Below are 12,872 nucleotides of genomic sequence, written 5' to 3'. Positions count from 1 at the left end.
CAGCCGCCACTTCTCCAGCATCCGCTCCGCTTTGCCCAGCGTTGCTTCATAGAGCGCCTTAAGCTCTGCGGCGGAAGCATGGGCCGGAACATCGGCCGAGAGCGGGTCTGCGGAGATCGAAGAATGCAGCGCGCAGTACAGCATCTGCTGCTCGTGGTCATAGATCCATACCTCATCCAGCCGCAGCCAGAGATAATCGGGGAAGCCCGGATGATCCTCCGAGACCGAAGGCAGCCGTTCGAGCGAGCGAACCACATCATACGACAGAAAGCCGACGCAGCCTCCCATAAACGGCGGAAGCCCGGCATCATCCGGACGGGGCGCTTTAAAGGGCGCCATCCATTCGCGCAGCACCTCAAGCGGCGCGCCTTCCGGCGCTCCGTATCCGCCCCCGGCCGGACTGCCCGCTTCCGCCGCACCTCCGGCGGAAATCCGCAATACCTTGGCCTGCCCATCCTTGCCGGTAAGCACGGAAGAAGGACAAAGTCCAACGTACGTATAACGCCCTCCCTTTCCGCTTTCCAGCACGACGGAATAAGGCGATGCCATTTCCCATGCCTTCTTCCAGGAGCGGGGCAGTCCGCCCGGGCCAAGCTGTGATCGTATGATCAGAGGCAGGGTATTCCAGCCCTCGCCGGCCCACTGCTCCCATTCCTTCCAACCCGCAACGATCTCCAAGTTCATCCTCCTAAGCGCCTCAGTAGCTATTTGCCTGTCAGTATACTTTATTTTCGGCAATTTTGAAAAGTCTATCCGGAAAGAAGCGCTTATTGGGGCTGGGGAAGACGATTGCCAAATTCAAAGAGCCTTCAACAACCGCTCAAAGGCGGAAGTCAAAGGCTCTCTTCGATACCATAAAGATATAATTCCTGAAAAATAAGGTTTAAGCTTCGTAATTGTACAGCGGCGTGCTGAGGTAACGTTCGCCGTTGCTTGGAACGATCGCAACCACACGTTTGCCGGCGCCCAGTTCTTTGGCAACTTTGATCGCTGCAAAAATTGCGGCTCCCGAAGAAATACCGGACAGGATGCCCTCTTCTTTCGCTACGCGGCGTGCTGTGTCGAACGCTTCGTCATTTTCAACGTGAATAATTTCATCGTATACATTTTGATTCAGAATATCAGGGATAAAGTTGGCTCCGATACCCTGGATTTTGTGAGGGCCCGGTTTGCCTCCCGCAAGAATTGGCGAAGCCGCAGGCTCAACCGCGTAAACCTTAATGTCCTGATATTTGGCTTTCAGCACTTCGCCGGCGCCGGTAATCGTTCCGCCTGTACCAATACCGGCGATGAAAGCGTCCAGCGACCCGCCGATCGAATCGATGGCTTCCACGATTTCCGGTCCTGTCGTTTCGCGGTGAATCTTGACGTTGGCCGGATTCTTGAACTGCTCGGCAACAAAGTAGCTCGGGTTCTCGGCCAGAATGGCCTCGGCCTTCTTGACTGCGCCGTTCATGCCTTCCGATCCCGGTGTCAGAACCAGTTCAGCGCCATAAGCGCGAAGCAGGTTGCGGCGCTCCAAGCTCATTGTCTCAGGCATAACGATAATGGCTTTGTACCCTTTAGCCGCTGCTACCATGGCCAGTCCGATCCCCGTATTGCCGCTGGTTGCCTCCAAAATCGTGTCTCCCGGTTTCAGACGGCCTTCCTTCTCGGCTTCTTCGACAATGCTGACCGCAATCCGGTCCTTAACGCTGGAGCCCGGGTTCTGGTATTCGAGCTTCACATAGATTTCTGCGGCGCCTTCCGGCACGATCCGGTTCAGGCGAACAAGCGGAGTACCTCCAATTAGTTCAGTTACGTTGTTGACCACTTTAGACATGAGCAAAAACCTCCTTAGAATAATAAACGAGATAAATGAATACATAACTTGTGACATATGTCTTCAGCATTTGCCCCTTGGGTCATCAGCGGCGGCCTTGAATCTAATATGGTCATACCGGATCTGCTCCCGAAAGTGCAGGAAACGCCGCACGCCAAGCCGCGCGCTGCACAGCAGGGATGCAAACTGCCATGCTATTCCGACTAAATCAGTAGGTTTTACATTAATCTCATCTTATCAATCTTGCAGTCCCTTGTCAATATCTATTGCAGCGCCATATTTGGCACGGAGATCATTTTCGACCTTCTGCAGCGGCGGAGCCTGATCAAGAGCAAGTTCCATGCGGATTTGCTCTCTTATTTCGCGCTCGCTCGGCATCTTCGGAACGGTTACTCTATCCGTCCGAATCACGGCATAGCCGCCCTCTACCTGAAATGGACCGGCAACAGCGCCAGGGTCCAGATCCGCCGCCGTCTGAAGCATCTCCTGCGGCCAAAAAGGATTATCTTCCTCCACCGTGCCGATCCGGCCTCCGCGAAGTCTGCTGTCCTCATCAATCGAAAGCGCCTCTGCCAAATCGGCGAAATTTTCACCGTCTTCCAATCGGTCCATCACCCGCTGCGCATCCCTTTCGGTATTTACCTTGATGATTGACAGCTCGATCTCCCTAACCGGACGAAGAAGGCCCGGGTCCTGCTCCAAATACTTGTCGATTTGCTCGTCTCCAATTACAATTCCGGCCGTTGCCACCGCTTGCAGCAGAAGCCTGTACCAGGTTTCTTCCCGGACTTCCTCCCTGGACATGCCAAGCTCCGTTTCCATCTGCGAGTAATACAGCTCCTCCGAGCCGTATCCGGAAGCCGCCGTCTGCAATTCCCGTTCAACCTCCTGCTCCGGGACGGTAATTCCGAGTCTCTTGGCTTCGGTCTCCACCGCGATCCGGTTAAGCATGGCAAGCAGCACCTCGTCGCCATGCCGCTTTTGCAGCTCCTCTCTCCACTGCCGCAGCGAAATGGATTGGCCGGCCACCTTCGCTATAATTTCTCCATCGTCGTCGTTCCCGTTCGTTCCCTTTCCCTTGCGCCATTCCCATACCAGAAGGACGGAAAGCAGCAGGACGAACCCGGCCAGAACGAAAACCAACTTGCGCAAAGCGCACTCCTGTCTTGTCATCCCCACACGATCCTATTTCGCTTGATTGAGAATTTCCAGCAGCTCGGCCTTGTCAAAAGCATAGGCTTCGTTGCAGAAATGGCATACCACCTCGGCCTGGCCGTCTTCCTCGATCATCTGCTCCAGCTCATGCCGTCCGAGGCTCAGAAGCGTCTGCTCCACCCGCTCGCGGGAGCAATGACACTGAAACCGGATCTCCATTTCATCCAGCACTTCCGTGTCCGGCAAAATTTGGCGCAGCATTTCCTCCGGCTCCATGCCCTGATCCAGCAGCGCCGTGACCGAAGGCAGCGCGCCAAGGCTTCTCTCGATTTCCGTAATCTCCTCATCGCTAAGGCCCGGCAGCAGCTGAATGATAAATCCGCCGGCCACCTTGACGCTGTTATCCGCCTCAACCAGCACGCCCAGTCCCACTGCGGAATTCGTCTGCTCGGAGACGGCAAAGTAATAAGTAAAATCATCGCCAAGCTCGCCGGAAACAATCGGCACACTACCCCGGTAAGGCTCCTTCAGACCCAGATCCTTGATCACATGGACAAAGCCCTCGGTTCCAACCGCTCCCGCCACGTCCAGCTTGCCGAGACTATTGCTTGGCAGATGGACATGAGGATTCTGGACGTAGCCGCGTACCTCGCCGGACGCATTGGCCTCCGCGACGATCTGCCCGATCGGACCGCCGCCCTTGACCTGAATATTAATCATTTCCTTGCCCTTGAGCATAGCGCCCATCATGGCGGCCACCGTAACTGTACGTCCGAGCGCGGCCGTGGCTGTCGGATACGTATCATGCCTCCGCTGAAGCTCGGCCGTAAGCTCCGTCGTGCGAACCGCAAAAGCCCGTACCCTGCCGTCAAACGCCGTACCCCGTATCAACCGGTCTTTTTTATTTTGCATGGGTGCTAAGCCCTCCTGTTATGAATGGAATCTCGATGCTACTTATTGCGGTCATAAATAATGCGCAGCCCCTCCAGCGTGAGCATCGGGTCGACCTCGTCAATGCAGTCCGTCTCGCCCGCAATCAGCGGCGCCAGTCCTCCTGTCGCGATGACCTTCAGTCTGGGAGCGTTCATCTCGGCCTTAATGCGCCTTACAATGCCTTCCACCTGTCCCGCGTAACCGAAGATAATTCCGGCCTGCATTGCATGCACCGTATTTCGGCCAATGACTTTCTTCGGCTTCTCCAGCTCGATTCTCGGCAGCTTCGACGCTCTCTGATATAACGCCTCGGTAGAAATGCCGATCCCCGGCACAATGGCGCCGCCAAGATAATTGGCATTCGCATCGATGCAGTCAAAGGTCGTGGCGGTTCCAAAGTCGACGACAACAAGCGGGCACTGATAGCGTTCAATGGCGGCCACCGCGTTCACGATACGGTCCGCGCCGACCTCCCGAGGATTCTCGTAACGCAGATTGAGCCCGGTCTTGATTCCGGGCCCCACCACGAACGGCTCTTTGCCGATATATTTGACACACATTTCGACGATCACATGCACAAGCGGGGGGACGACGGAAGAAATAATGACTCCTTCCACATTTTTAACGGACAGACCCGACATATTAAACAAATTGTAAATCAAAATCCCGTACTCATCCGCGGTCGCCTGCCGCGCCGTGCTCAGCCGGAAATGGTGCAGGAGTTCCCGCTGTCGGTACACCCCGAGCACAATATTCGTATTGCCGATATCCACGGCCAGCATCATGACAAGCCGCCCTCCTTCTTCTCATTCAGATCCAGACTGATGTCCAAGCTGGAAAAGGAATAAGTGAGCCGTCCGACGGAGATGACATCGACGCCCGTTTCCGCGATGCCCCGCACCGTTTCCAGTGATACATTTCCCGAAGCCTCCGTCTTTACATGCGGCGCCTTCGTCTTAATTTTACGCACAGCCTCTGTCATTAATTCAAGAGACATGTTGTCCAGCATAATAATATCCGCGCCTGCGGCCAGCGCTTCTTCCACCTGTTCCAGGCTTTCCGTTTCCACTTCGATCGTCATGGTATGGGGAATATTGGCCCGGGCTCTGCTGACGGCCTTCTCTATACCCCCGGCGCCTTTAATGTGGTTATCCTTGATCATAACGGCATCGTATAAGCCATAGCGGTGATTCGCTCCCCCGCCGATGCGCACCGCATATTTCTCCAGCATCCGGTGTCCGGGTGTGGTCTTGCGGGTGTCCACCAGTCTTGCCGGCAATCCACCCAGCGCCTGCACGAACGAGGCCGTCCGCGTCGCCACACCGGAGAGCCGCTGCATCAAATTCAGGGCCAGCCGCTCACCCGTCAAAATCGCGTGGGTGCTCCCCTCCACTTCCGCAATTACGGTTCCCTTGGCCACACGCTCGCCTTCCTTCACGAATGAAGTAAAGGACAGCCCCGGATCGACAACCTCGAACACAAGTTCCGCGACGGGAATGCCGCAAATGACACCTTCTTCTTTGACATGAATAATTCCTTTGGATTGATGTCCGGGCGCAATCGTCGTCAGTGTGGTCACATCGCCGGAACCGACATCCTCCTTCAGCCAGTTCTTGATGGATTGCACCAGCTGTTCGTTATATCCGTTAAACATCATCGCCTGTCTCCTCCACTATGCCCAGCTCACGTATCTGGAGCAAATGCTTGCGCCAATGCTCATCATCCCGCTGTGGAAAATCTTCCCGATAATGGGCTCCCCTGCTCTCCTCGCGCGCCAGCGCCGATTCCGTAACAAGCAGGCTGCAGGTCAGCATATTGGCAAATTCATATTCTTCACGTTTGGTGAGCGCCCCTCCAAAAATCGGCAGCTGCCGCTTCAGCTCTTCGTGCCCTTTGAACAGCATCTCTTCATTCCGCCGCAGTCCGACATAGCGAACCATGATCTTCTGCAGCTTCAGGCGACGTTCCACGATAGCCTGCGTTGAATGCTCATGGCGGCCCAGATGACAGCCCGCAGATAGCTCTGTCTTGTCCAACTTCGGCAGGCTGCGTATCCGCTCGACAATGCGATGTCCGAAGACGACCGCTTCCGAGAGAGAGTTGCTGGCCAGCCGGTTCGCGCCGTGAACTCCGGTGGATGAAACTTCCCCGCAGGCAAAAAGCCGCCGAATGCTGCTTTCTCCATTCAGATCGGTCTTGATTCCCCCCATCATATAGTGCGCGGCCGGAGCGACCGGAATCCAGTCGCTTGTAATGTCCAGCCCGTAGCTGATGCAGGTCTGATAGATCGTCGGGAACCGGCGCTTCACCATTTCCTCGGATTCATGGGTAATGTCCAGGTATACAAAGGTTGATTTCGTCTCTTCCATCTCGCTGACAATCGCCCGGGCGACGATATCGCGGGGCGCGAGCTCCAGCAGCTCATGATACCGCTCCATAAAGCGCTCGCCCCGGATATTGCGCAGCACCGCCCCTTCGCCCCGCACCGCCTCCGAAATCAGAAATCGGGGAGCGCCGGGATAACTGAGGGCGGTCGGATGGAATTGAATGAACTCCATATCCCGGATATGCGCCCCCGCCCGGTAAGCAATCGCGACACCATCGCCTGTCGCAACCTCGGGATTGGTCGTATAGCGGTACAGTTGACCCGCTCCGCCTGAACAGAGAATGGTCGCGTCTCCTTTCAGAAAGAGGCGCTCTCCGCTTGGCTTCTGCACTAGCGCTCCGATACACTCGCGGTCTTCGGTCACCAGGTCGATCACATAATGGTCATCCCACACTTCAATATTGTGGTGTTCCAATACCTGCTGCACCAGCGCCCGGACAATTTCATAGCCGGTTGCGTCTCCGTTGGCATGCAGAATCCGCCGGTGGCTGTGCGCTCCCTCCTGTGTCAGTGCCAGAACGCCGTTCTCCTTGTCAAACAGCGTTCCAAGCCGGATCAGTTCGCGCACGCCATACGGCCCTTCATTAACCAGTGTATCTACAGCAGCCGAGGAACATAGTCCGGCCCCGGCCATCAGAGTATCCTGCCGATGGTACAGCGGCGAATCGTCTTCCGCGATTACGGCGGCGATGCCTCCCTGGGCATACCGCGTGTTGCTCTCCATCAGCGATTTCTTCGTAATCATTATGACCCGCCGGTCTTCGCTGGCCTTGATGGCTGTGAACAGTCCGGCGATGCCGGAACCGATGACTATGCAATCCGTTTCTACGGTGGGAAGCTCCCGCAGGTCGAAATCAACCAAATACTGTGGAATCATGACCGCTTTTCACCTGTTTCAATGAAAGAGTAGCGCATGCTACCTGACTTGTAGCATGCGCTCTAGGGATTGTCTGGCTTTGTCTGCGACAGCGGGCGGCACATAAATCTGCGGCTTCATCGTCTCCAGGCATTTCACCAGTTTTTTGAGATTGTTGACTTTCATGTTGGGACAAACCAGGAACTTGGAAGCAAAATGGAAATGCTTGTCCGGGCTGTCCTTGCGGAGCTGGTAGCCCGTCCCGTCCTCTGTCCCGACAATAAATTCCTGACGGTCCGACTTTTTGCAATAATCGATAATGGCCGTCGTGCTGCCTACAAAATCGCCCATAGCCACGACCTCCGGACGGCATTCCGGATGGACCACGAACTGGGCATTCGGATATTTGGCCTTCATTTCCACAACATCCTTGACGGTAAGCATATCATGCGTGTTGCAGTAGCCTTCCCAGATAATCAGCTTCTTGCCGGTCTTCTCCTGAACGTAGTTCCCCAGATTCTTGTCCGGAACCCAAATAATCTCCTCCGCGTCCAGCGACTCGATGACCCGGACGGCATTGGCGGAGGTACAGCATATATCGGTCTCCGCTTTAATTTCGGCAGAGGAGTTGATATAGGTAACCACCTTGGCATTCGGATGCTTCGCTTTCAGCTTGCGAAGACCCTCCACGTTGACCATATCGGCCATAGGGCAGCCCGCGCGTTCGTCGGGAATAAGCACCGTCTTGTCCGGAGCCAGGATCTTGGCGCTCTCACCCATAAAATGAACGCCGCAGAATACGATAACCTCCGCTTCCGTCGCCGCAGCCTTTTGAGCCAGCAAAAAAGAGTCGCCGCGAAAATCGGCAACCTCCTGAATTTCATCGCGCTGATAATAGTGAGCCAAGATGATGGCATTCCGTTCCTTCTTAAGCTGTTCGAGACGTTCACGCAGTTGACGGTTTTGTTCTTGCTTGCGCTCCAGCGCCAGAGCTTCCACGGTATACGTTCCCCCTTATGTCTTAGCGGCATATTCACCGGTATATCAAATCTGTACATGACCCCGATTGTATGAAGAAATTCAGCTTCATGTAAACGATATAAAGTTCGTAATATTTATCACTAATGTACACAACGTTCCTTGCCGTGTCAATCTAGTGGATACGCTCTTACAGAAAGCGGCAACCTCCGGGGACCTGCTTCGTCATGACCGATAAGAAACGGCTGCGCCGTCCTTTCAGGGACGGTACTGTTTATCGTAAAGTACAAGACTAAAGAATACGCGCGCCGCTTATTACTGTCTTATATTTAAAAAATCCGGAGAACAGATTCGTTCTCCGGATTGTTTGGATGCCTGCCCTGCGGCAGAGTATCGGATCAGCTCAGGCTTGCTCCGCCGCCCTTGCCCTCGTCATTTCCGCCCTCTCCGTCTTGCGGATTGTTTGGAATGTCTTTGGGTGAATCTCCAAGCGTAGCTTGAGGCTCATCGGTCTTGCCCTGAATGCGGACTTTGACATCGCCGATGGAATCAATGACCGGCTCCGCGCCTTCATTCACGGCGCCCTGACCGTCCACCGGCTTGCCGTCTTCAGTCAGATAGCCCTGCTCGATCAACTCCTTGATCTGATCCAGCTCAAGCGTCTCTTTCTCCAGCAGCGTGCCCGCGATGAGGTGCATTTCCTTCGAGTGTTTCTTCAACAGCTCTCTGCATCGCTCATAGCATTCCGTGATGAAACGCTGCATTTCCTGATCAATCTCGTAAGCGATTGAATCACTGTAATTCTGCTCGTGCCCGATATCACGGCCCAGGAAGACCTGGCCTTGGGAAGTACCGAACTGCATCGGACCGAGCTTCTCGCTCATGCCGTATTCCATAATCATGCTGCGCACGATGCGCGTAGCCTGCTGGAAGTCGCTGTATGCGCCCGTACCGATCTCGCCGATGAACATTTCCTCGGCTACCCGGCCGCCGAGCAGCCCGGTTACTTTATCAAGCAGCTCCTGCTTCGTAACGAGCATGCGGTCTTCTTTCGGAAGCATAATGACGTATCCGCCGGCGCGTCCGCGCGGAATGATCGTTACCTTGTGAACCATATCGGCATGCTCCAGGAAGTATCCGGCGATCGTATGCCCGGCTTCATGGTAAGCGACGATCCGCTTCTCGCGGTCGCTGATTACGCGACTGCGCTTCTCGGTGCCGACGATGACGCGGTCAATGGCTTCATCCACTTCCCGCATGGAGATATCCTTGCGGTTGCGCCGGGCGGCGAGCAGCGCCGCTTCGTTCAGCAGATTTTCCAGATCCGCGCCGGTGAAGCCGGTTGTGCGCTTGGCAATGACGTCAAGCTTCACGTCCTTGGTCAGCGGCTTGTTGCGGGAATGAACCTTCAGCACAGCCTCGCGTCCCTTCACATCAGGGCGGTCAACCGTAATCTGACGGTCAAAACGTCCCGGACGGAGCAGCGCGGGGTCAAGAATATCGGCGCGGTTCGTGGCGGCGACAATGATAATGCCTTCATTTCCGCCGAAGCCGTCCATTTCGACGAGCAACTGGTTGAGCGTCTGCTCGCGTTCGTCATGCCCGCCGCCGAGTCCGGCGCCGCGCTGGCGGCCGACCGCATCGATCTCGTCGATGAAGATGATGCAAGGCGCGTTCTTCTTCGCGTTCTCGAACAGGTCGCGCACCCGCGAAGCCCCGACGCCGACGAACATTTCCACGAAGTCGGAACCGGAGATGCTGAAGAACGGCACACCGGCTTCGCCTGCCACCGCGCGGGCAAGCAGTGTCTTACCTGTACCCGGAGGACCTACGAGCAGAACCCCTTTAGGAATGCGCGCGCCCACGGCGGCGAATTTCCGGGGATCTTTCAGGAATTCCACGACTTCGACAAGCTCCTGCTTCTCTTCGTCGGCCCCGGCAACATCTTCAAAGGTAACCCGCTTCTTCTCTTCATTGTAGAGACGGGCTTTGCTCTTGCCGAAATTCATTACCTTGCCGCCCCCGCCCTGCGCCTGATTGAACAGGAAGAAGAACAGGATGAACATAATAACAAGCGGAATGATCGAAGACAGGAAGGTCAGCCAGATGCTGTCTCCCTCCATTTTCTTCTGGACAAAGGGTATGTTGTTGCTTTGACTGGCCGCAGTCAATTCTTCGATAGCAGCGTCCGTAGGAGGAATATATGTGGAGAAGCTTTGCGATTTAGCCCATTCCGGTTTCTCTCTATAAGAGCCGGTTACCAAAAAGGCGTTACTTTCGAACTGAACCGTCAAATCCTTCACATTGTTACTCTTAAGCTCCTGCCGTAACTGGTCATATCTGGGGAAATCGGCGGCTTCATTTCCATTGCTGACGAATTGGACAATGCCCACCACGACTAGAAATAAAATCAAATAAAAACCAGAATTTCGGATGAACCGATTCATCCCCTACCTCCTCTCGCAACACTTAAGTTATTGTACCATAGCCTGTCGGAGCACCTCAAACGCGAGGCGACTTCAGGTAAATGTCCGGAAGACCAGGGTTGTAAATGAATTATTTTGAGTAGACCTCCGGCTTCAATACCCCGATGTAAGGGAGATTCCGATACTTTTCGGCATAGTCCAGTCCGTATCCCACAATAAATTCATCAGGAATGACAAAACCGGTATAATCTGCCTCCAGGCTTACGGTGCGACCCGCCGGTTTATCGAATAGGGTCACGACGGAAACGGAAGCGGCGTTGCGGTTGCGGAGCAGCTCAATCAGATAACTCAGCGTAAGGCCGCTGTCGATAATATCCTCAACGATCAGCACATGGCGGCCATCGACCGGAACGTCAAGATCCTTGATAATTTTCACTACGCCCGAAGATTTGGTTGTCGCGCCATAGCTGGATACGGCCATGAAATCCATCTCGACCGGCACTGTAATGACTTTAACCAAATCGGCCATAAAAATAAACGCACCCTTCAGCACGCAAATGACCAACGGGTTGCGCCCCTCATATGCATCGCTCAGCTTGGCGCCAAGCTCCTTGACTCTCTGTTGAATTTCTTCTTCGCTGATCAAAATCTCCTGGATATCGTTCTGCAACCTGCGAACCTCCTAAGTTATACTATGAAAAACTGTCTGCGGCCATTACGGTTTGCTCTACAGGTCTTCAAGCGACAGCAGCAGAACCGAAGCCGTATGATCCCCGACGGCGGCATGCACCGAACGGCGAATGCCCGGAATCCAGACAATGTTTCCGAGTCCGTCGCATACAAGGGGAATGCGTGAACGCTCGGTAGAAGGTATTTTGTCATCAATGTAAATATCTTTTACCTTTTTGCTTCCGTTTAATCCCATGACTTTTATGGTATCTCCAGGCAGCCGGGAACGAATCGTTAACGGAAAGACCAGCTCATTGTAATCGAACCGGGCCGACAGCCTGCCGGCAACTCTCCTCGAAATCGCTTCATTCTCGCTCTCCGCCAATGTCATTACGAGCGCCTTGCCAATCTCCTCAAGCTCAAGACGGGGCTGGGGCGAAGGCAGACGATAGGCGTAGCTTGCCTGATGATCCAAAGGAGCGGACAAGAAATAAATGGTATTATACTGCCGAAGACAGGTCAGGCCGCGCCCCAAATCAAGACTCCATGCGGTGGGCATATCTTGGAGTATTCCCCGCCGCACAGCTTCGATCTTCGGAAAATCGGTTTCCGGCGTATCCGCCGACAGATAATTTAATATTAGTTTAATCAAACGCCGTTGTAAAGCGGAGGGCACGGCGGCAAAAGCCTCTCTGCGGAGCGTGTATTTGCCCTGTTCCTGGCGGACGATCTCGGCAAAGCATCCCGCAGCCGCCTCTTCCATAAAATCATTCTCGGCCCCGGCGATTTCCGCCAGCTGCGTCAGCGACCGGTCCAGTCTCGGGCTATAGCCCAGCAGGAAAGGAAGCACCTCCAGCCTGACCGCGTTGCGTCTGTACTTGGTCTGCGCGTTGCTGGGATCTTCAGCGTAGGGATAGCCCCTCCGCCGGCATGCATCGACAAGCGCCGCCTTGTTAATACGAAGGAACGGGCGGATAAGTTCCACGTTTTTTTCCGTTCTTTTGAAGCGCATTCCCGCAAGCCCCGGCAGGCCGCTGCCCCGCAAAAGGCGCATCAGAACCGTCTCGGCCTGGTCACCCGCATGATGGGCCAGCGCGACGGAACGCGCGCCATGGCGCCGGGCCGTATCGATCAGGAAGCGGTAGCGCTTCTCCCTTGCCGCTTCCTGCGGGCCGAGCCCGCTTTCCTTCATAAAGGAAGGAATATCGAACTCGGCAAGCTCAAAGGGAATTCCAAGCTCCTCGGCCATGCGCCGCACAAGCTCCGCCTCCTGCGCCGATTCGGCGCGGAACCCGTGGTTCACATGGGCGCAAATCAGCGTCAGCGGCATTCGGCTCCGGGATATTTCATGCAGAACATGCAAAAGAGCCACAGAATCCGGCCCTCCGGACACTGCGACTACAATGGCGTCTCCCGGTCGCCATAGCCCATGTTCGGCTGCGGCTTCCATCACCGATTCCACCAGTTCATTCCACTCGACCATATCCGGCTTCCTTTCCTGCCCGGCTGCGGCTTCCCGCGGCTGGATGACAGCATGAATCGGCATGCCGTCTGTATGTATAATCATAGAATATTAAAACCGATAAATCCAGTAGACGGTAAAAGCCAGCAGGCCAAGCGACAGCGCAAAGGCGCCCGTCAGCCAGC

General features: G+C 55.0%; 10 protein-coding genes and 1 pseudogene. All 11 read right to left on the bottom strand.

Features of this window, described 5'->3' with window-relative positions:
- Nucleotides 1–678 (bottom strand): annotated as a pseudogene (locus L692_RS0103360) (anthranilate synthase component I family protein); the annotation flags it as partial.
- Nucleotides 679–883: 205 nt separating this feature from the next.
- The gene (gene cysK / locus L692_RS0103355; RefSeq protein ID WP_025697203.1) at nucleotides 884–1,822 is read right to left on the bottom strand and encodes a cysteine synthase A; all 939 of its coding nucleotides are present in this window, start codon (nucleotides 1,820–1,822) and stop codon (nucleotides 884–886) included.
- Nucleotides 1,823–2,059: 237 nt separating this feature from the next.
- Nucleotides 2,060–2,974: a peptidylprolyl isomerase gene (locus L692_RS0103350; RefSeq protein ID WP_051503429.1), complete on the bottom strand. Its 915-nt coding sequence runs from the start codon at nucleotides 2,972–2,974 to the stop codon at nucleotides 2,060–2,062.
- A gap of 33 nt (nucleotides 2,975–3,007) precedes the next feature.
- On the bottom strand, nucleotides 3,008–3,889 hold the full coding sequence (hslO, locus tag L692_RS0103345; RefSeq protein ID WP_025697200.1) for an Hsp33 family molecular chaperone HslO: 882 nt from the start codon (nucleotides 3,887–3,889) through the stop codon (nucleotides 3,008–3,010).
- 38 nt (nucleotides 3,890–3,927) lie between these two features.
- Nucleotides 3,928–4,695 (bottom strand): type III pantothenate kinase, encoded by a 768-nt coding sequence (locus tag L692_RS0103340; protein WP_025697198.1) that lies wholly within the window; start codon nucleotides 4,693–4,695, stop codon nucleotides 3,928–3,930.
- Entirely contained in the window at nucleotides 4,692–5,567 is an 876-nt protein-coding gene (gene nadC, locus L692_RS0103335) for a carboxylating nicotinate-nucleotide diphosphorylase (protein WP_025697196.1), read from the bottom strand. Before nadC ends, L692_RS0103340 begins: the two co-directional genes overlap by 4 nt.
- Nucleotides 5,557–7,173, bottom strand: a complete 1,617-nt coding sequence (gene nadB / locus L692_RS0103330; RefSeq protein ID WP_025697194.1) for an L-aspartate oxidase — start codon at nucleotides 7,171–7,173, stop codon at nucleotides 5,557–5,559. Before nadB ends, nadC begins: the two co-directional genes overlap by 11 nt.
- Before the next feature lie 39 nt (nucleotides 7,174–7,212).
- Nucleotides 7,213–8,151 carry a quinolinate synthase NadA gene (gene nadA / locus L692_RS0103325; protein WP_025697192.1) on the bottom strand — a complete coding sequence of 313 codons (939 nt, stop codon included), beginning with the start codon at nucleotides 8,149–8,151 and terminating at the stop codon, nucleotides 7,213–7,215.
- Between the two features lie 377 nt (nucleotides 8,152–8,528).
- Nucleotides 8,529–10,577 carry an ATP-dependent zinc metalloprotease FtsH gene (gene ftsH / locus L692_RS0103320; RefSeq protein ID WP_025697190.1) on the bottom strand — a complete coding sequence of 683 codons (2,049 nt, stop codon included), beginning with the start codon at nucleotides 10,575–10,577 and terminating at the stop codon, nucleotides 8,529–8,531.
- A 109-nt stretch (nucleotides 10,578–10,686) separates the two neighbouring features.
- On the bottom strand, nucleotides 10,687–11,226 hold the full coding sequence (hpt, locus tag L692_RS0103315) for a hypoxanthine phosphoribosyltransferase (protein WP_025697188.1): 540 nt from the start codon (nucleotides 11,224–11,226) through the stop codon (nucleotides 10,687–10,689).
- 57 nt (nucleotides 11,227–11,283) lie between these two features.
- Nucleotides 11,284–12,708: a tRNA lysidine(34) synthetase TilS gene (gene tilS / locus L692_RS0103310; RefSeq protein ID WP_025697186.1), complete on the bottom strand. Its 1,425-nt coding sequence runs from the start codon at nucleotides 12,706–12,708 to the stop codon at nucleotides 11,284–11,286.
- Between the last annotated feature and the right edge of the window lie 164 nt (nucleotides 12,709–12,872).

Origin of the sequence: Paenibacillus forsythiae T98, assembly GCF_000520735.1 — a bacterium.
Taxonomy (GTDB): domain Bacteria; phylum Bacillota; class Bacilli; order Paenibacillales; family Paenibacillaceae; genus Paenibacillus_AQ; species Paenibacillus_AQ forsythiae.
Note: the sequence above shows the minus strand (reverse complement) of the source record. Positions and strands in the feature narration are given on the sequence as shown.

Excerpts from the sequence above, each read along its gene's own strand:
- cysK (WP_025697203.1), bottom strand. The coding sequence starts at position 1,822 with ATGTCTAAAGTGGTCAACAACGTAACTGAACTAATTGGAGGTACTCCG.
- hslO (WP_025697200.1), bottom strand. The coding sequence starts at position 3,889 with ATGCAAAATAAAAAAGACCGGTTGATACGGGGTACGGCGTTTGACGGC.
- L692_RS0103340 (WP_025697198.1), bottom strand. The coding sequence starts at position 4,695 with ATGATGCTGGCCGTGGATATCGGCAATACGAATATTGTGCTCGGGGTG.
- nadC (WP_025697196.1), bottom strand. The coding sequence starts at position 5,567 with ATGATGTTTAACGGATATAACGAACAGCTGGTGCAATCCATCAAGAAC.
- nadB (WP_025697194.1), bottom strand. The coding sequence starts at position 7,173 with ATGATTCCACAGTATTTGGTTGATTTCGACCTGCGGGAGCTTCCCACC.
- ftsH (WP_025697190.1), bottom strand. The coding sequence starts at position 10,577 with ATGAATCGGTTCATCCGAAATTCTGGTTTTTATTTGATTTTATTTCTA.
- tilS (WP_025697186.1), bottom strand. The coding sequence starts at position 12,708 with ATGGTCGAGTGGAATGAACTGGTGGAATCGGTGATGGAAGCCGCAGCC.